Source organism: Croceitalea rosinachiae, assembly GCF_031846445.1.
GTDB classification, from domain to species: Bacteria; Bacteroidota; Bacteroidia; order Flavobacteriales; family Flavobacteriaceae; genus Croceitalea; species Croceitalea rosinachiae.
In genome coordinates this window covers 1,044,065-1,063,822 of sequence record NZ_JAVRHR010000001.1, presented here as the reverse complement: position 1 = coordinate 1,063,822, position 19,758 = coordinate 1,044,065, and the positions used below count along the sequence as shown (strand labels likewise).

The window sequence follows — 19,758 nt, the reverse complement described above, 5'->3', positions numbered from 1 at the left end:
ACGAAAAGTAGTGATTTTTTGCGACTTTTTGATTAAAATTAACCCTTTTGAAATAAATTGAGTCCATAAAAAAACTCCCTATTACAAGTAATGGGAGTCACGTATCTATTCTTTTATCGAAAGAAGCTAAGCAGCAGCTTCTTCTTCCGTTTTATCAATAAGGATTTGACCTCTATAATAAAGCTTTCCTTCATGCCAGTGCGCTCTATGGTATAGGTGCATTTCACCAGTTGTAGAATCTTTAGCAATAGTAGGTGCTACAGCCTTATAGTGCGTACGTCTTTTGTCTCTTCTGGTTCTTGATATTTTCCTTTTAGGATGTGCCATTGTAACCTATTTGTCCGTTAATAATTTTTTTAATCCGTCCCATCTGGGATCAGTATCTTCTTTTTCTTCTTTTGTCTCTTTTAATTCTAGCTCTTCAAGCTTATCCAAAGCTTCTGATTGCAATGTGCCGTCAAGCACGCCAGGATGAACTCTTTTATGAGGAACAGCAAGCACTAACATTTCGTACACATATTGTGCAATATAAAGTTGGTGTTCGCCATGTGGAATGATTAAAATCTCATCATCCTCATCATTATACTCCTCACCAAACTTTATGACTAACTGCAAATCTGATGAAATAGCTTGTTCATAAGGCTCATTAGTTAAATCACAATCTATATTGATTGTGCCATCAGCCCTTAAATCAAGTTCCATCATGGTATTCATCTTATTTAACTCTGCCTTCAATGCAATTGAAGTTGCGTTAAACTCTTGATAACCAAAAGATTCAAAGAACTTATTTTCAATCTTATACTCAAACTCGTGTCTTCCTAATTTCAATCCTGAAAAAGGAATAAAAAACTCCTTCAACTTCATCATTTAACTCGTATGGTTTGTGTACCAGCCATTAAGGCGGGTGCAAAGATACTATTTATTTGTAAAAACCCAATTGTTTGACGAAAATAAAGCCATTGCTTTTAAGCCGATTTTCTTGGGTTCTGTTTTTTCAACGGGTTTTTCGTCAAATCAAGGTATTCTACTCTATTTCTAAAGATATGAATAGCGCTAAAAACGGCCTCTTTAAAGGAACTTTCGTCTGCTTTTCCTTGACCGGCGATCTCATAAGCAGTACCATGGTCGGGCGAGGTCCTTATTTTTCTTAACCCAGCAGTAAAGTTAACCCCTTTACCAAAAGAAAGGGTTTTGAACGGAATCAATCCTTGATCATGGTAAGCGGCTAAAATAGCATCAAAATTTTGATGCGAGTTGGAGCCAAAAAAACTATCTGCAGAATAAGGTCCATATACTAAATTGCCTATGTCAAATAGGTCTTGAATTGCAGGTTTCAACAGTTTTTCATCTTCTTCTCCAATAGTTCCGTTATCGCCACTATGTGGGTTAATGCCTAAAAGGGCAATCTTAGGTCTACGAATACCAAAATCCATTTTTAAAGACTTGGACATTGTTTTCACTTTGTCTTTAATCAACTTTGTCGTAATAGCTTGCGCCACATCTTTTACCGCAATATGATCTGTCAACAAACCAACTCGAAGTGTATCCGTTACCATAAACATGAGGCTTTCTCCGTCCAATTCTTGGGCGAGAAAATCTGTGTGCCCCGGAAATTTAAAATCCTCAGCCTGAATATTGTTTTTGTTTATTGGTGCCGTTACTAAAACATCAATCTCTCCATTTTTAAGTGACTTGACTGCTGCTCTAAGAGATTTTATGGCATACTTGCCACCTTCAGTAGTAGCTTTTCCAAATTCAATTCTAGGCGACTCTTTCCATACATTGACTACATTAATTTTTCCATCTAATGACTTTTTAGGGTCATGAATTCCATGAAAGTTAAGATTCAAGCCAAGTTGTTGTTTATGCGCAGATATTGTTTTATTAGAAGCGAAAATTACTGGAGTACAGAAATCAAGCATTCTTTGGTCTTCAAAGGTTTTTAATGCCACTTCACAGCCAATTCCATTTAAATCTCCTATTGAAATGCCTAGTTTTATTTTCTTCGTTTCTGACTTAGAATCCATATCTGAATACCTATTTTTACATTACAAAGCTAATTAAATTGACAGAGACATGTTTACAGGTATTATTGAGACTTTAGGCGCCGTCACCAAACTCGATAAAGATGGTGGAAACCTGCATATTACCATATCATCTTCAATAACCCAAGAGCTCAAAATAGACCAAAGTGTTGCGCACAATGGAGTTTGTTTAACAGTGATTGCCATTAATGGCAATAATTATACGGTAACCGCTATTCAAGAAACTTTAGACAAAACAAGTATTGGCGAGCTCAAAGTAAATGATAAGGTTAATCTTGAGCGTGCCATGCTTTTGGGAACGCGATTAGATGGACATTTAGTGCAGGGTCATGTGGATCAAACTGCCTCTTGCACAAAAATTGAAGAAAAAGATGGTAGTTGGTTCTTTAGCTTTCAATATGATACTTCAAAAAACAATGTTACTATTGAAAAGGGCTCGATAACTATTGATGGCACAAGTTTAACCGTAGTAGCTTCCAAACAAGATAGTTTTAGTGTTGCCATTATTCCGTACACCTATGAGAACACTCGGTTCAATTCTTATGAAGTAGGAACGAAAGTAAATTTAGAATTTGATGTTATCGGAAAGTATGTGGCTAGACTTTTAGGCAATCAACCTGATTAAACCTTTATGAAAATCTTCTTTTTGTAAAGCACATAGGCCAATAAGCAATAAAAGGCAACTACACTTAAACCATAAAGTAGCGATGATAGCTCCATAGACATAAAGTTTTGCACATAAATATTTTGGAATAACCAGCCGTGCAATGAAGTATCGCCAATTTTAATTTGACCCATGATTTTACTGATAAAACTGGACAAGAAATAGACAACAATGGCATTGGCCCCTGCATATCTAAAAATACTGCCAAATTGGATTTTCTTAATATCAGTCAAATAGTAAATAAGTGCCAATACAATATTTGCCCAACCTGCAGTCACCAATACAAAGCTGCTTGTCCAAAGTGCTTTGTTGATAGGGAAAACAAGGTCCCAAAGGTGGCCAACAATTAATAATACTCCGCCTAATCCAAATAAAATAGTGGCTTTTTTCTTTTGTTTTGACAATAGGATAAGCCCAGTAAAAATTCCTAATATCGAGCTTGCTATGGAAGGGATGGTGCTTAAAAAGCCTTCTGGGTCATAGTCAGCTTTATAGTTGTGGGAGCCAAAAATTTTCACATCCAACCAATTAGCAAGATTGTTAGGCGCTCTGTCCAATGTTGATTCTATGTCGTTAACTGGAATTAGTGTCATTAACAACCAATACCCAACAAGCAATCCGACTGTAATCACAATCAAGGTTTTCCATCTAAAATTCAAAAAGAAAATAGCTGCAAAAAAGAAAACCACGCCAATACGCTGTAATACTCCTGGAAATCGAATCGCTGAAAATTCTTTAAGAAATGGAAAGCTGATAGTGAATGCGCCTAAAAACAATCCCAATCCAATTAATTTAAGCGTTCGAATACTAATCTTCTTATATGTCCCACTATTTGTTTTTTTGTTTTGATACGCAAAAACAATGGAAGTGCCCACAATAAATAAAAAGAAAGGAAACACTAAATCTGTAGGAGTATAGCCATGCCACTTAGCGTGCAATAAAGGTGGAAATACGTTTGACCAAGTACCTGGGGTATTGACTAAAATCATTAAAACAATAGTTGCGCCTCTAAAAATATCTACCGATAGAATCCTATCTTTCATAATCTAGTATTTACAATATATTTTCCTTCATGCCTTTCCAAACCTTAATAAGTGATAGCCCTGAAACCAAAGCTATACCGCTACCAATTATGGCGTATGTAGTTTCCCCATAAATCCAATACCCAGTGGCAAACATCGTTGAATATACCAAGGTAACGCCTAATAACATAGCTGTAACCCCAGAAGGTACGCTCCATTTTTCTTTTGCGTTTACAATTTCAACATTGTCAGTTTCTGCTTTAGAAACTACTTTTGCCCAGCCGGGGCCTCCAGGCTGTATTTTTTTATAAAATGACCTTAAAGTAGCATCCGATTCAGGTTTGGTCATTAAAGTCGCTGCCACCCAAATGGCAGTGGTCACGACTACTACAAAAGGATAGTTCGCCCATTCTGGCAATAACCCAGTGATAGGGTCAAATAACATCTCGCCTAAACTAGTTTTAACCAATAAAATTGATATGATACCAGAAACAAACATTGCCGTAATTTCACTCCATGCATTGATACGCCACCAAAACCATCTCAAAATAAAAACCAGGCCTGTACCGGCTCCAAATGTCACCAAAAGGTCAAAAACTTCAAACGCATTTTGCAAAGTAAGTGCTAAAAGCGCACTTAGTAACATAAGTACTACGGTTGAAATTCTGCCCACAGTCACCATTTGTTTTTCTGTTGCATCAGGATTGATTTGTTGCTTATAAAAATCAAAAACAATATAAGAAGAGCCCCAATTTAATTGGGTTGAAATCGTACTCATATAAGCTGCAACTAGTGATGCTAAAACAACTCCCAATAGCCCGCTTGGGAGTTTTGTAAGCATCGCTGAGTATGCCAAATCGTGCCCTAATTTATCATTTGCCACATCAGGAAAAGCTTGTGCGATACTGGCGATATCAGGGTATACGACCAAAGATGCCAATGCCACTAAAATCCATGGCCAAGGACGCAGCGCGTAATGCATAATATTAAAAAAGAAGGTCGCGCCTATAGCATGATTCTCATCTTTCGCAGCCAACATCCGTTGTGCAATATAACCACCACCACCAGGCTCGGCACCAGGGTACCATGAACTCCACCATTGCACTGCAATCGGAATGATGAACATAGTAATAAGTACACTTGTGTTATCAAAATCAGGAAGGATATTGAGTTTATCAGCGACATTTTCATGCGCAATAAGCGCTTCTATCCCGCCGACCTCAGGAATATTAACTAAATAAAACGCTGCCCCTATGGCACCGGCCATAGCAACAAAAAACAAAAGAAAGTCAGTATAAACTACACCTTTAAAACCTCCGAGTGCACTAAAAACAACAGTAATTAAACCTGCCCCGACAACAGTTTCCCAAGGTTCAAGGCCTAACATTATTCCCCCAATTTTTATTGCGGCTAAAGTAACGGATGCCATGGTGATGATGTTGAACAAAGCACCTAAATAAATGGACCTAAACTTTCTTAAAAAGCTTGCAGGCTTGCCTCCGTAGCGCATTTCATAAAACTCAAGGTCGGTTTTAACGTTAGATTTGCGCCAAAGCTTAGCATATACAAAAACGGTAAGCATGCCCGTTAGTAAAAAGCACCACCAAACCCAATTACCAGAAACACCAGAAGTTCTTACAATATCTGTAACAAGGTTGGGTGTGTCCGTAGAGAAGGTGGTGGCTACCATTGACAACCCCAAAAGCCACCAGGGCATGGTTCGGCCAGAAAGAAAAAATTCTGAAGAGTTCTTTCCAGATTTTTTTGAAACATAAACTCCAATTCCTAAAACAAGAGAAAAGAAAACGATGATAAAGCTATAGTCAAGCGTGCTGAGTTCCATAATTGGTTATTGGTTGATTATTAAAGATATAATTTTTTTATAATCAGACTTTAGTCAGTGCATAATATGCTATTATTCTAGCACTATTTGACAATTTTCCATATAATCACATGCTAATTTGAACTATTATTTTTGACTAAATCAAGCTCTTCTAGTAATATGACTTAATTTTAATGCCAACATTTTACCTCAATGTCAACAATAGATTTTGCCGAAGTTTCCATTTTAGGCTGGGTTTTTGCATGTACTGCTGCTTTCTTAATGGGTATTTCAAAAGCAGGGTTAAAAGGGCTTTCTATTTTTAATGTTACCCTAATGGCGTTAGCTTTTGGAGCAAAACAGTCTACTGGTTTTATTATACCGCTCTTACTAGTAGGAGACCTTTTTGCTGTTATTTATTATAACCGTCATACTAAATGGAATTATATCATAAAACTGCTTCCATGGATTATTATTGGTATTTTAATTGGTGTAATTGTCGGTAAAGATTTACCCGAGCATCAATTTAAAATAGCGATGGTAGCGCTCATTTTAATTAGCCTGGCAATTATTGTTTATTGGGATAGACGAAAGTCTAAAAAGGTGCCGACACATTGGACGTTCGCTGGCAGTACTGGAGTTGTTGCAGGTATTTCAACTATGGTAGGCAATCTGGCTGGGGCCTTTACAAATCTTTTCTTTTTAGCCATACGACTACCAAAAAACGAGTTTGTAGGCACCGCTGCTTGGTTGTTTTTAATCACCAATCTTTTTAAACTGCCATTTCACCTTTTTGTTTGGAAAACCATATCCACCGAAACATTAGTAGTCAATTTAAAGTTGCTTCCTGCCATTTTTATCGGACTCTTTTTCGGGGTAAAATTAGTTAAAATGATAAATGAAAAACAGTACCGACGATTTATTATAGTGGTTACCATAATAGGAGCGGTAGCAATCCTATTAAAATAAACATAACCTTAGTTTAACATAGAAGACCCTATAAGTTGATTATTTTATTGATTATGAATATTTAGATTTTTAAATTCCTGATTTCATAAGTGGGCGAAACATTATGAAATTTGTTTTCAATTTTACTTTTTTACTCTTTTCGGCGACTCTTTTTTGTCAAAACTCTGGTATGCCTTTTCTAAAAAATTATGGTCCAGATACTTTTCGAGCTAATCGCCAAAACTGGACGGCAGATCAAGATGAAAATGGTTTCATGTACTTTGCCAACACTCGTGGGCTTCTGGTTTACAATGGGGAAAAATGGCGATTAGAAAACCTGCCAAGCAAAGGTCATATTCGCTCTATGGATATTGAAGGGCCCAAAATATATGTTGGAGGGCTTAATGAGCTTGGATTCTTCGAAAAAAACAAAAACACCTATACGTACACTTCTTTTACAGAGCACTTACCAGATAGTTTAAAGCAGTTTGGCCGTGTGTGGGAAACTGTGTTCCATAAGGGATATGTGTATTATCAGACCTATAGTTTTGTACTACGAATCAAGGAAGATGGCAGTGATTCTAAAATCTGGGCTGGGTGGGAAAACAGACCTTGGAAATTGCTGCTGCACAACAACCATTTTTATCTCAATATTCCTGAGAAGGGAATGTTGGTGCTTGACGAAAAAGATGAATTTGTAAAAGCAGATTTCTCAGAAAAATTCTTGGGCGCAGGTACCGAGTTTCTCATATCTATGCAAGAGGGCCTTCTTTTTGAAAACAACGATGCCTTGGAGATTTTAGATGGCGAAAATACCTTTCCATTCGAAAATGAGGCTTCAGAAATATTTGAGGAATTTGGTATTAATACTGCCGTCAAAATGCCCTCAGGGGATTTAGCTGTTGCAACAACCAATAAAGGGCTGGTCATATTGGATTCTGAAGGAAGGTTAAAACACCATTTTATTTCAGACAACGGGCTCAATAACGATGTGGTTCGCGGACTTTTTGTAGATAGTCAAGGGTCTTTGTGGTGTACGCTCAATGTGGGAATAACCCGCATTGATTTTGGGTCGCCCATTACTTACTTGGATAAAAAAAATGGTCTAAATGGTTCTGTGATGGATATTCAAAAATTCAATGATAAGCTATATATATCAACCAATAACGGACTTTTTGTTTTAAAGAACAATAGCTTGAAAAGAGTGGGTAATATCTCAAGAATTGTTCGTGACCTCGACACCTTGCAAAACCAATTAATTGTACTTGCCAGTTTTGATAAAACCTATGTAATAGATAAAGATGAGAACATTGGCATAATCGACGATTCCCAGATAGATAATGGCAACATAAACCAGAATGGACTGCACTTGTTAGAGGATGAAAATTCCATGGCCATCCTCTTTGATGATGGCATTTATCAAATCCAATCAAATAAGTTGAATGGCTGGACTGTTAATGGTCAATTAAAAGGATTTTTCAATGGTGCAAGAACAATTCTTCAATTAAAAGAAGGAGTGTTTTGGATTGGAACAACTAGCAGCGGTGTTTACCAAGTAACTTATACAACAGACGAACAAAAACGCATCAATTTTGACACTGCCAAAGTAATGCATTATGGAACCGACAAAGGCGTTCCGCCCGGGTATTGTAGGGTATTTAAATTTGGTGATGACGTATTTATTATTACCTCTGAACGTAACATTTATAGCTATAATGACAACAAAGACTCTTTTCAGAAGAGCACGGATTTTAGTTCTTACCTAGGTTTAAAAAATGAAAGTCTTTATCCATATACAGGTCAGGGAGAAAACATAAAATGGTTAAAAACAAAAAATTCGTTTAAAGAACAGCTTGTTGAATTAGATAGCTCCAGCAAAGGTTACCAAGCCATCTATCATCCTTTTTCAAGTGCTGCATCCCAACTAAAAGATCCTTTCACTACGATTACTTTTCATGCTTCAGGAAGCAACCTATACTTTGGGATATTGGATGAAATTGTACATTTTGATTTATCCAAACAAGAAAAGAGCCTTGGAAAACCTAGTATTTTGGTAACCGAAATAACTTCTTCAACTGATACAATTCAAAATGCCGCAGATTCGATAACGTTTAATGATTTACCTTATAACAACAATCTGCTGTCCTTTTCCTATACTTCTCCTAATTACAAACATTCTCAAAACAAGCAATATCAATATAAATTGGAAGGCTTTGAGGACAATTGGAGTGCTCCTTCAAAAGAAAGCACAAAAGAATATACCTCGCTACCCCCAGGCGACTATATTTTTAAGGTCAAGGCATTGAATGATTATTTTGTAGAAAGTGCAGAAGCTACCGTGCGCTTTACCGTAAACCCTCCTTGGTATTGGAACAAGTTTTCCATTCCTTTTTACATACTTGCCTTGGGGTTGATGACCTATCTCTTTAGCCAATGGCGAAACAAAAACCTGAAAAGAAAAAATCTGCTACTTCAAGAAGCCATTGATAATGCCGTAGCAGAAACCAAACGCCAAGCAGAGGAAATCGCAGAGCTTTACGAAGTAAAAAACCGGTTTTTTTCAAATATTTCACATGAGTTGCGAACACCCTTGACTCTAATTCTAGGGCCATCTTCTGATTTGATAGAAGACAATACCTTAAAGCCTGTTCAAAAAAACAAACTGACCTTCATCAATAACAACGCCAAGCAGCTTTTACGGTTAATCAACCAGCTGTTGGACCTTTCAAAATTGGAGGCGGGAAAATTGGAGCTTAGGGCCAGTCAGCAAAATATCATCAAACTGGTTTCTGCCATCACAGAGTCCTTCAATTCCATGGCTGTCTCTAGGGGAATCAAATTGAAATTCAATAGTGACCTGGAAGAGCTTTTCGTCTTCTACGATGCTGATAAGATGGAAAAGATACTGGTCAATCTCTTGTCCAATGCCATGAAGTTCACCCAAAAGGGAGGCGCAGTAGAAGTGACGGTAGAAAAGCAAGAAACTAACTGCTCCATAAAAATCAAGGACTCAGGCATCGGTATTAACCAAGAACAACTACCTTATATTTTCGACCGCTTTTTTCAGGCCGATAACCGGGAGTCACGTGAGCATGAAGGTACGGGCATTGGGCTATCCCTCACCAAAGAATTGGTAGAACTGCACGGCGGTGAAATTCAAGTTAAAAGCAAACCCGATCAGGGTACGGAGTTTTTGATATCCATTTCCTTGGGCAGGGAACATCTAGAGGAACACCAATTGGCCAAATTCAAGGCTGTCCCCAAAGCGGCCGTTGAACATATTGTGGCACCATTCATTGTAGAGGAACCTTCATCCGAAAGTGATGCAGATGAAATTGTGCTCTTGGTCGAGGACAATAGCGAAATGAGGGCCTACATCAAAACCCAGTTATTGGAGAATTATAGCATTTTGGAGGCCGAAAATGGGAAAAAAGGGTTTGAAATGGCCAAAGAGCATGTGCCTGATCTTATTGTGTCTGATGTGATGATGCCGAAAATGGATGGCACCGAACTTTGTAAAAGAATTAAGCACGAAGACGCAACTTCCCATATTCCGGTAATTTTGTTGACCGCCAAGGCTTCAGAAGAGGATAAAATCAAAGGATTGAACATTCAGGCTGACGCCTATTTGGCAAAACCTTTCAACAAATTGGAACTGGAAGCCCGGGTCAGAAATCTCATCCTCAACCGAAAAAGGCTTCAAAAAAGATTTGCGCAGACCACCTTGATCTCGCCAAAAGAAATAGCGGTCACTTCAATGGAGCAGCAATTTCTTGAAAAATTGATCGATGAGATCGAAGAAAAAATTGGGGACGAAACTTTTGGTGTGGAGCAATTGGCAGATGCCATACATCTGAGCCGATCCCAATTACACCGAAAAATGATTTCGATTACCGATCAAACCCCAAGCCTCTTCATTCGTAAATATCGACTTGAGCGCGCAAAAAAATTATTGGAGCAAGGTGCCGGAAGGGTGTCCGATATCGCTTTTCAGGTCGGGTTTTCAAGTCCCTCATATTTCACAAAGTGCTATGTCGAAGCATTTGGCGAAACCCCCACAGAAACTAATAAATAAGGGGCATGCGACCTTAGTTATAGTTTTTGCCACCTCATTTACAGTTGCCTATTCCCATTTTTTTGTTGGCTACGACAGTTATAGTTTTTGCTAAAATGGTAATAGTGCAAAAACCACTTTCACCATTCCTTTGTCCTCGAAAATAATGAGCGATTATGCTCAAAAGTTCCTCAATCAAAAACAATAATTAAAAAGTAGAAATCATGAAAGTAACATTTGAAAAAACGCCCACGGAAGTAAGGAGATTCTCGTTCATGTACCAACAAAGAAAAGTCAGAAGGGTCAATTGGGCAGAACACAGAAGATTCAATAGTTCCTCATTTTTCAATTAATGGGAAAAAAAGAAAAAGACAATAAAATTTAAAAATAATCAAAATGAAAAGTTTAGTAATATCAGTAATTTTTACAGTTGGTTCATTTACAATGAATGCACAGAAAATTGAGCCAAAATATGAAAAAGTGGGTGAAATTGTAAAGGCCATTTACTTTCACGACAATGGACAAATTGCACAAATAGGTTGTATAAAAAATGGAAAGCTTCAGGGCGAATGGGTAATGTTCACAGAAAGTGGCAAAAAAATTGCAATAGGGCATTATGATGAGGGTAAGAGAATTGGCGAATGGTTTTTTTGGAAAGTCGATGGTGAAGCCTTACGTGAGGTCACTTATTCAGAAGGCAGATTGGTCAATGTCATTGAATGGAATAATTCAAAAGACATTACACTTTAGATTCGTTGTAAGTTAATTTAAAAAGAGGGCCATATGCCCTCTTTATTTTTGAACATTAAATTAGCTGAACAACATTAGTCCAGTATATTAAGATGGGTCTTACAACCAATAAAACAGGGAGCACTGAGAAGGTAAAATACTGGCTAACTGTTCATTAGATTTGTTAAGAGTTTGTTAATTTTGATAAAATATAGTATCTTCATACGAAACAAATTAACTAACCAAAAATGAACCCTTCAGAAAAATTGCTATCTGCACGTATACTTACCATATGTTTGACCATAAGTGCCCTTTTACTTAGTCTTGTGGTCTACGATGCTTACGCTGCCCAAATTCAACAAGAAATTACGGATGCTGTATTAAACGCCCTACCTGATTTGGACAATAGCTTGGCCAAACTTTAAGGCTTACTCAATAATTGAGGTGCTATGATATACTGATTACTTCCTTTATAAGCATCAGCTAATAAATCTGATATTCCCGAAATAAAGCTTGAATACGTATTTTCGGTTATGGAACCTACTCTATTCAAGTTAGCAACTCCTGGGCCTGTAATTCCGAAGGTATGCATACTAAACTTTACAGTGGCTTGACCAAAAATTACACTTGCGGTTATCTGTTGCGGAGTATCTAGCTTTGCCTTTCTTTTATGACTGGTTACCCGCATCATCAATCTTGCTCCAATACCGTACTTTTTTCGCTTTCCGTTACAGTAAACTGAGCCCTTTTGTAAATATTCAATTACGGTTATGCGCTCTTGTTTTTTAATATCAACATTTAAAAAACCCAACAGGCTCAATGCTTTTTCATCACCATCAAAGAAATCGTAAGCATCAATTACGACGCCATCTTTTAAATCTTGTATTCCTGAAGGAGCGGATGCTAAACAATTATACATGCTTTCTAAGGCGCTAACCTGGAAATTAAAGTCTATTTTTTTGCTTGCATGTGAAAAATGAAATAGCAAGCAAATTTGAGCAATTGTTAGTATAGTTTTCATTCTAGCTTGATTTATTATCAAACTAATAACTTAGGCTTGATTAGAAAACCATAATTGAGTAAAGTACCCTTTACAGTTAGTGAGATGAAAATAATGAAGGCTAGTATTACTGTGCATACTCAGCTACTCGATGTAAATCTTGTTGTGTTAGTGGTTTTGTAACGTATCCATCAATGAAATTATAGGTCTTAGAAAGATTCATGTCTTCAGGGGCAATGGAAGAAGTTAAAATATGAACCTGAACCTGATCCCTTATTATCGCTGGTGCAGATTTTAATTCTTCTAACAACTCCCAGCCGTTCATCACTGGCATGTTAATGTCCAAAAACATTAAATCAGGCAATTGGCCTTGATTCTCACTTAAGTCAATAAGTTTTTCATATACTTCCAGACCGTTTTCAAAATGACTTATTTGATATCCTGGAAATATTTGTTTTATCAAAACTGTTGCCGCAGTTCTGAATATTAAATCATCGTCAACCAAGAATACTTTTTTTTCCTCCATGAATTTATTTGTTAATTTTTAAAATACAGATTAAATGTTGTGCCTTTACCGACAGTACTTTCAGCTTCAATTTTTCCATCCATTGCTTCCATATGGTTCTTGGTTATAAAAAGGCCAATGCCCTTTGAGTCTTTATGGTTGTGAAATGTCTTATACATACCGAAAAGTTTTGATCTGTGTTTTTTTAAATCAATCCCGATGCCATTGTCTTTAAATGAAATTACTGTCTGATTTTTTAAAACTTTACTATTGATTTCAAGTTCAAGTCTTTTATCCAAATCCCTATATTTTAAACTATTCGTAAGCAAGTTTATAAAAACACTCGTCAAATAAGGCTTTATACCTTTTACCCTTAATTTTTCATCAATAGCAATTTTTATCTTGGCATCAGATTCTAGTATTAAACCATTCAAGCTTTCTAAAACCTTATTAATTGTAGCCCTAATTGGAATTTCTATAATTTCACTCTTATCGGTGGCTTGAATTTTTGCAATCTCATTCAGTTGCACAATGATTTCATCAAGTTGTTCTGATGAGGTTTGGATCATTTGAATAAACTTTTTTTGATCCTCAATGGGCAAGTCTTGATTGAGCATTCCTGAAAGCATTGAAATATTACTTGAATTAGATCTTAGGTTATGGGAAACTATTTTAGTGAATTCAAGTAATCTTTGGTTTTGTTTTTCAGTAATATTGAGCAATTGACGTAATCTTTCATCTTTCCTCTTCATTCTGGTAACATTGGTATTGGCACCAATCAATCTATAAGCGACCCCATTTTTATCATTAAAAACTTTGGCTTCTGCATGAATATATTCTATGCTACCATCATTTTTGATGACCCTAAATTCTGTATTAAATTCTTTTTTGCCCTGAATTGCCAATTCCACCTCTGTCGCAGCCAGTTCTTTATCGTCTGGATGAACAGAACGTTCCCAGGCCTCATACACTCCATTAAAATCATTTTTATCTACACCATACAGGTCATACATTTTATCATCCCAAAATAATTCATTGTTTACGATATCATAATCCCAAACGCCTACGTTTGCACTTTCGATTCCTACCCTTAAACGATTGCTTATAGTTTCATATTCTAAGCGACTTCGTTTCTTTTCGTCAATATCTTGAAAAACACCTTTGAAACCAACAGTCTTGCCATTTACCCTTTCTGCAGCCCCAATAGACCTAATCCATTTTTCTTTTCCTGTAGCGGTGATAATTATAAGTTCCACGTCGAATGATTTGCCAGATTCTATACATTCTGAAACGGCCTCTATAATTCGAGCTCTATCGTCTCCTTCTTTATAAAAATCAATACCTTTTTCGAGGTCTGGTACAAAATCTAGTGGTACTCCATGAATCTTTTTGGTCATATCCGACCAAAAAATAGTATTATTGATCAAATCAACGCTCCAGCTACCAACCTTTGCAAGTTCTTTGGCTTTTTGGCCCAAACTATATTGAATTCTTTCTTCTGTTACATCATCAAAACTTAATTGAAAGAAGCCTTCTTTATCAAAAATAGGATAGGCGTTTACTTTTATCCAGCGTTCTTGACCAGTCTTAGAAATTAATTGAACAGTTTCCGTGAAATATTTTTTTTTCCCTAGTTTATGCTTAAATTCAATGGAAACTTCACCAAAAATGTCGCATAAATCATTAAAAGTAAACTCAGTTGGTTGTTCAAAAAAGTGGGAAAGGGCATCAGAACATTCCCATATTTGAATATCTTTATCTACAACCAAAGTAGGTATTGCAGATTGTTTTAGGGAATATTTAGAAGAGGTCTTTGTTTTCAAACTTTGGTTTTAATTAATATAAACGTAAGAATTTTCTTATTATTTTCAACATAAATGAAAATTAGAATAAAGGCCAGTTCCATACGCCTTCGCCTAACCAAGAGCGAAGTAGAAGAATTTTCTGAAAAAGGACTTATACGAGAAACTACACAATTCTCCAATAAAAGTTTTACTTGCGTCTTGAAGTTCAATTTTTACTACGATGCCATTTCTACAAATTTTCCTAAGGGACTTCAAAAAGCATGGGCTTTAAAAGAAGTAAGTCAACTGTAGAGATAAAGTTGATTGAAATGGTCAGAAGTCCCTTTCTCCATTGGTAGAAAAAGACCATACTTGTTTATACGGCACAATTGAACATTAACCTGTTAATCCTCAACCCAAAATGGGATATTGCCATGCGCTGTATGATGGTGCCCGTCTTCCACATAGATAAAAAGTCGATATGCACCGCCTAGTTTTGGCGCGCGAAAAGATGTAAAATCTTCCATAGGCTCTGTAAATAGGTTGTTCATTTTTTCGGGGATGTACTCTGCATCTCCTCCTGTTTTTGTCGATTGGCTTTCTCGCATAATTTGCCAGCGATACGTTAATTTATCATTGTCAGGATCTTCTATGGTTACTTCGGTTTTATATAATTCTCCCGCAGAAAGCTTAATGTTGTCTATAGCTCTTTTTCCATTTAAAGTGAAATCTTTCAGTCTCGGACTTCTGTTTTTGGGCCAAACCCCATTCCAAGCATAATGCATTACGTCCACGGATTCCGTTTCCTTGCCATCTGGCATAAACATACCGAACCAAGTAGGTGTACGTTCTTGTTTCTGCCCCCATAAAAAGACGTAAGAACCCATAACCTTTTCAGATTGGCCCAAAATAGCGTTTTGGTACCGCTTCAAATAAAGGTCGGCCTTTTTGGAGCTGTTGTTCTCCAGGGGAGCACCCCAATCTGTTTTTTCTACCTCCCACCAACCGGTAGCACCCCATTCGGTAACCATTAGGGGACCATCATAATCGGAGGCTCTGATAAGTTGTGGAAGCACATCTATAGGACCGTAAAGCTGCACGCTTAAAAAATCTATCTCAGGCGCCCTTTGTGTCACTAGGGCTACATCCTTTTTGTCAATGCCGGCCAGAGGCGTAGTGGTTAGATGATTTGGATCTACCTCATGAATCATTTTGGCAATATCGTTCACTGCATCCCACACTTTGGGGTTTTTGGATTCAAGGTTCATCTCATTACCAATACACCAAATCATCAAAGCTGGGTGGTCTTTTAATTGCAATACCTCTTTACGAATACGTTCAAACTGTCTTTGAATGGCTTTTTCATCATTGTAATTGAACCCATGGCGTTCCAATCCCACCCATATCCCCATCATTACTTTTAATCCCAATTTGTGAGCTTGGTCCAAAATCTCTTTCCCATTATCCATACTCCATGTTCTTAGGGAGTTAGAACCATGTTTGGCCAAGCCCTCCATATTACCATTATCCATGCCAGCACCCTTAACGTAAAAAGGCTCACCGTTCAAAAAAAGTTTATAGCCTTTTTCGGTTAGTTGAATTTCGGATTTGGTGGTCTGGGCGTTCATGATTTGAATACAAGACAAAAGATAGGAAAGCAAAACAATCAATGTTCCAAAATTGGACCCATAAGGAAGTTTAAAATAGTGAATTTTCATGATTAAGTTATTTCGTATTAGTACAAATTATTTTATCAGAAAACTTGAGTTTACCAATCTTCTAGAGTAGCTTCATTCCTCATCCAGCCCCACTCCACTTTTTCCATAAACCATGAAAATGCTTGAATATCTGAAACACCCCATGCTTTGAAATCTTTGATAGTCTGGAAAAGGGCCTTAGCGTGTTTTGCGTTAGGCTCTCGGAGCAATGTGTTCATCAAGTCCATTAGCCCTTCAGGTTTTTCATGACATCTTCCCAAATACTCATAAAACCATTTGTGGTACGGAAAAAAAACGCGGTTATGGGCCAATATCAACCTTCCTGTAAACAACACAAGCTGCGAAGCAGCCCTGCTTTTAGTGTAAAGGTTATTGTGGCGTTCTGCTTCGTTCATTAACCAATTTTGAATAAAGGACATGGCATAAAAACTCTTGAGTTTGTCTTCCCTTAACTCCTCAGGATATCGCCTAATACTCTTAATCAACCCTTCTAAACCTTGTATTTTTGAAAAGGCCAAAAAAGCTCCGTCAAAAGCAGCACGCGTAGGCTCGTTACCCTTTTTATCAACCATATTAAGATATGACATGTCAATTATCTTTCCATCAACAAAGCCATTTGAATAATCGGTCAGGTCCGTTCTATTGATAAACAGATCATCTTTCTGATTCCGTTTTTCAAATTCGCTATCGTTGGCCACAATCATAAAGTCGATATCAGAATCGGCACGGGCGCATCCTTTGGCTACCGAACCTCCAATAATTAGGGCTTCAAAACGTGAGTCATTCTGATATTCGTTTACTAAATTATAAATCGCTCTTTGATGATGGGGCCTAATTGCAGCTTTCATTTCTATGTTAAACTAAAAAAAATTTTATTTGATAATTTGACTTATTTGAACAATGGGTTGAATGTTCGTGTAATTTGGTATATCGCCACGAATCTTGTCTGCATTTGGGCCAAAAGCCTCTTTATAATCGGAAAGTTTTTCAAAGTAAAAATAACCCACAGCAATATAGGTGACGGCATCATCGGACGTTCTACCAGACAGGCCCTTGTCGATAGAGTAGCCCTTTAGTCTATCCCCAAAAAGTGCGGCTACCATGGGCATGTGTGTTTTTGAATAATAGTCCATATTAAAATACTGTCCTTCCCTATTAGGGTATAATATAGAAATTTTAAACCAGCCTGGTAATCCGCTCCGCTCAAAACCCATAGAATCTCTTTGAGCAATGCCCAGCGATGTAATTAGTATAAAATAAATTAAAAGTGGAATCCTCATAGATGCAGATATTTATAGTGCTGATACTTTTGATTATGGGAAGCCTGTTTTACTTTCCATTTTCGTATGATTTCCCATTCTTTTTCCATAAAGCCCATATTTATGCTCCTTTACCAAACATGATAAGGATAAGTTCCACGCTCTTGTCGGACTCATTCCACCATTTATGATGAACATTGGCAGGGATAAAAACAGTATTCCCCTCAGAAACTGTTACGGGTTCTCCATCGACAATGCCCTTCGCGGTACCCTTAATTATGACCCCCATCATTGGAAAAGGCATAGCCTGTTCTCGAGCATCTTCCCGAACACGATCTCCTGGCAACATATTTAACCAACCCGTCCGCAATCCCTTTTCGTAATAAAAAATAGTACCTCCGGCACCATGCGCTTTTCTAGTAGCGCTAGGACGAAATGGTATAACTTCGGGAAATCCCTTAGTCCAAAAATGGAATGAAAATGCATTCCATTCCCCATTTTCTTCCTCCGTAGGCTGGTAGCCATTAATTTCTTCATCATCTAGAGGAGCATAATCTGATGAGAATGCTTTCATCTGGGCAGTCATGGCGTTCATTTCGCCATTATAAATGGCCTTAAGCGCACTGACCTCGGCACGGTATACAGCGGTTGGTATAGTGGGTAAGCCCTCGTTTAGCAAAACTTCCCATTTTTTATTCCCAATTTCTTTTCCCGTAACTGTAATTGTCCATTTCCCATTTACTTCAGGTACCCTTATCCCCACCACTCGTTGTTCTCTGGCATGCCTATCGGTTTTATAATCCTCTACAAAAGAGATTATAATTTCTTTCATTTCTTTTTTTAGGGATGCTTTTGATTCATTAGGGCTAACACTAACCAGTTCTGAGATTCTGGGACCTTGAGCGTGTAAACCTGTTACAAATACACAAAGTGAAAGTATTTTCACAAAAGTTTTCATTGTTTTGAACGTTTTTATTTGATAAGATTTAATATGAACGGAACTATTTCCGAATGCCCAAAAGAAAAAAGAAAGCTTCTGTTAAAGCCTAATAAACCTGAGGTTGTGGGGAATACACAAGAATTTGGGGCTAATGAACAATCTTTGCTTTGATGTCTTTAACATATTGAGCGGAAACTGGGATTCTATCCGGTTGTCCCATTAACTCCAATAGCATACTTCTGCTTGTTGCTTTTTGGATAGCAACCTGGCCAATGTTGATCAAGAACCGCCGATGACACCTCTGTATAGGGGAAATGGGATTCACCAATTGCGTTTCCATATATTTTAAGCTGGCCCGCACTATCAGCTTTTTACGAACATTATCGTCCATATAATGTATATCTACATAGTTGTCGTCACTAGACAAATACAAAATTTGATTTAAGTTCAATCTATAAGACTTGCCGTCAGAAGCCGTAAAATTAAACTCCTCCCCCGAAACAAGGCGCGTTAGTTTGTTTCGATTCAACAATTGGTATATACCAACAATAAAAAATGCTACAGTACCCCCAATCGCCAATGTACGGGCAAGCACAAATACCCACTCCTGAAGGGTAAAATCCCTGAAACCGGCCAAATAGCTTTTATAAATGAAGTTTATGGTACCAGCAAACAGAAACACTAGAGTATACCAAAGTAAGGCCTTTCCAATGTTCCATTTTTTAAATAAATTCGGAGATAGCCACGGAATTCCCCACTCCATTACTATAATGGACACTGCAAAAACCCCTCCCAAACTAAGCAATAAAAGATTGGTAGACAATTCTCCTGCTTGTCTAGCAATTTCAAAAGGGTTAAACAAAAAGATAAAAAGGCTGCCCCCTATGCCGAGCAACCAAATAAACAAGAACTTTTTAAGGCTGCGTTTAGGGGCCGGGAAGGGTACTTTAAGCAGCTTTGAAACATTCATTTTTTGGCCATCTTTCGTATAAAAATATTAATTCTGTGTCTTTATGCCAACCCATTAACATGGAGATAATTCTTTATACCATTTTTCCAATATGAGAAGACTTGTGGTAGAGTAAAATTAATATTAAACTAGAGTTCGTGATAAGATAAAAGAACTATGAAAATAGGAGGCCTATTTAAAAGTTTTGGCGATCTCTCCTGGACTACATATTTTGAAGTCTAGTGAACTCCTTTGATACCTAAAGTCAACTCAATCAGTATTATATCATTGAAAAGCAGGTATATAAATTAAGCAAATA

19 protein-coding genes are annotated in these 19,758 nt (G+C 37.3%); 6 read left to right on the top strand and 13 right to left on the bottom strand.

What is annotated here, in order from left to right; translation table 11 throughout:
- Positions 1-126: 126 nt before the first annotated feature.
- From rpmF to pdxA, 3 genes are all read right to left on the bottom strand, one after another.
- Positions 127-327, bottom strand: a complete 201-nt coding sequence (rpmF, locus tag RM706_RS04885; protein WP_311349905.1) for a 50S ribosomal protein L32 — start codon at positions 325-327, stop codon at positions 127-129.
- Between the two features lie 6 nt (positions 328-333).
- A complete protein-coding gene (locus RM706_RS04880) occupies positions 334-867 on the bottom strand; it encodes a YceD family protein (protein WP_311349904.1) in 534 nt (177 codons plus the stop codon).
- Between the two features lie 98 nt (positions 868-965).
- Positions 966-2,027, bottom strand: coding sequence for a 4-hydroxythreonine-4-phosphate dehydrogenase PdxA (gene pdxA / locus RM706_RS04875; protein WP_311349903.1), 1,062 nt, complete (start codon positions 2,025-2,027; stop codon positions 966-968).
- A 49-nt stretch (positions 2,028-2,076) separates the two neighbouring features.
- Between pdxA and RM706_RS04870 the strand changes: the two genes are divergently transcribed.
- Entirely contained in the window at positions 2,077-2,670 is a 594-nt protein-coding gene (locus RM706_RS04870; protein ID WP_311349902.1) for a riboflavin synthase, read from the top strand.
- On the opposite strand, the gene RM706_RS04865 is transcribed toward RM706_RS04870, so the two are convergent.
- Both RM706_RS04865 and RM706_RS04860 read right to left on the bottom strand, forming a co-directional pair.
- Positions 2,667-3,752 carry an acyltransferase family protein gene (locus RM706_RS04865; RefSeq protein WP_311349901.1) on the bottom strand — a complete coding sequence of 362 codons (1,086 nt, stop codon included), beginning with the start codon at positions 3,750-3,752 and terminating at the stop codon, positions 2,667-2,669. The genes RM706_RS04870 and RM706_RS04865 overlap by 4 nt on opposite strands.
- 10 nt (positions 3,753-3,762) lie before the next feature.
- Entirely contained in the window at positions 3,763-5,574 is a 1,812-nt protein-coding gene (locus RM706_RS04860) for a sodium:solute symporter family protein (protein ID WP_311349900.1), read from the bottom strand.
- A gap of 192 nt (positions 5,575-5,766) precedes the next feature.
- Between RM706_RS04860 and RM706_RS04855 the strand changes: the two genes are divergently transcribed.
- The 4 genes from RM706_RS04855 (at position 5,767) to RM706_RS04840 (ending at position 11,709) form a co-directional block, all read left to right on the top strand.
- Positions 5,767-6,522 (top strand): sulfite exporter TauE/SafE family protein, encoded by a 756-nt coding sequence (locus RM706_RS04855; RefSeq protein ID WP_311349899.1) that lies wholly within the window; start codon positions 5,767-5,769, stop codon positions 6,520-6,522.
- Positions 6,523-6,691: 169 nt separating this feature from the next.
- Entirely contained in the window at positions 6,692-10,576 is a 3,885-nt protein-coding gene (locus tag RM706_RS04850) for an ATP-binding protein (protein ID WP_311349898.1), read from the top strand.
- Positions 10,577-10,951: 375 nt separating this feature from the next.
- Positions 10,952-11,305, top strand: a complete 354-nt coding sequence (locus RM706_RS04845) for a toxin-antitoxin system YwqK family antitoxin (protein WP_311349897.1) — start codon at positions 10,952-10,954, stop codon at positions 11,303-11,305.
- A 227-nt stretch (positions 11,306-11,532) separates the two neighbouring features.
- A complete protein-coding gene (locus RM706_RS04840; protein WP_311349896.1) occupies positions 11,533-11,709 on the top strand; it encodes a hypothetical protein in 177 nt (58 codons plus the stop codon).
- On the opposite strand, the gene RM706_RS04835 is transcribed toward RM706_RS04840, so the two are convergent.
- From RM706_RS04835 to RM706_RS04825, 3 genes are all read right to left on the bottom strand, one after another.
- Positions 11,706-12,305 carry a hypothetical protein gene (locus RM706_RS04835; RefSeq protein WP_311349895.1) on the bottom strand — a complete coding sequence of 200 codons (600 nt, stop codon included), beginning with the start codon at positions 12,303-12,305 and terminating at the stop codon, positions 11,706-11,708. The two genes, RM706_RS04840 and RM706_RS04835, sit on opposite strands and share 4 nt — an antisense overlap.
- Positions 12,306-12,411: 106 nt before the next feature.
- Positions 12,412-12,810 (bottom strand): response regulator, encoded by a 399-nt coding sequence (locus tag RM706_RS04830; protein ID WP_311349894.1) that lies wholly within the window; start codon positions 12,808-12,810, stop codon positions 12,412-12,414.
- An 11-nt stretch (positions 12,811-12,821) separates the two neighbouring features.
- Positions 12,822-14,612: a PAS domain-containing sensor histidine kinase gene (locus RM706_RS04825; RefSeq protein ID WP_311349893.1), complete on the bottom strand. Its 1,791-nt coding sequence runs from the start codon at positions 14,610-14,612 to the stop codon at positions 12,822-12,824.
- Positions 14,613-14,666: 54 nt separating this feature from the next.
- On the opposite strand from RM706_RS04825, the gene RM706_RS04820 reads away from it, so the two are divergent.
- Positions 14,667-14,885, top strand: a complete 219-nt coding sequence (locus RM706_RS04820; RefSeq protein WP_311349892.1) for a DUF7009 family protein — start codon at positions 14,667-14,669, stop codon at positions 14,883-14,885.
- A gap of 92 nt (positions 14,886-14,977) precedes the next feature.
- Here RM706_RS04820 and RM706_RS04815 read toward each other — a convergent pair whose 3' ends face one another.
- The 5 genes from RM706_RS04815 to RM706_RS04795 all read right to left on the bottom strand — a co-directional run bounded on the left by RM706_RS04815 (position 14,978) and on the right by RM706_RS04795 (position 19,460).
- Positions 14,978-16,291: a glycoside hydrolase family 2 TIM barrel-domain containing protein gene (locus RM706_RS04815; RefSeq protein ID WP_311349891.1), complete on the bottom strand. Its 1,314-nt coding sequence runs from the start codon at positions 16,289-16,291 to the stop codon at positions 14,978-14,980.
- Positions 16,292-16,341: 50 nt separating this feature from the next.
- Positions 16,342-17,139: a nucleotidyltransferase domain-containing protein gene (locus RM706_RS04810; protein ID WP_311349890.1), complete on the bottom strand. Its 798-nt coding sequence runs from the start codon at positions 17,137-17,139 to the stop codon at positions 16,342-16,344.
- A 24-nt stretch (positions 17,140-17,163) separates the two neighbouring features.
- Complete coding sequence (locus tag RM706_RS04805; RefSeq protein ID WP_311349889.1) at positions 17,164-17,571, bottom strand: EthD family reductase; 408 nt, start codon at positions 17,569-17,571, stop codon at positions 17,164-17,166.
- Positions 17,572-17,671: 100 nt separating this feature from the next.
- On the bottom strand, positions 17,672-18,508 hold the full coding sequence (locus tag RM706_RS04800; RefSeq protein WP_311349888.1) for a cupin domain-containing protein: 837 nt from the start codon (positions 18,506-18,508) through the stop codon (positions 17,672-17,674).
- A 130-nt stretch (positions 18,509-18,638) separates the two neighbouring features.
- Positions 18,639-19,460, bottom strand: a complete 822-nt coding sequence (locus RM706_RS04795; RefSeq protein ID WP_311349887.1) for a LytTR family DNA-binding domain-containing protein — start codon at positions 19,458-19,460, stop codon at positions 18,639-18,641.
- Positions 19,461-19,758 lie beyond the last annotated feature (298 nt).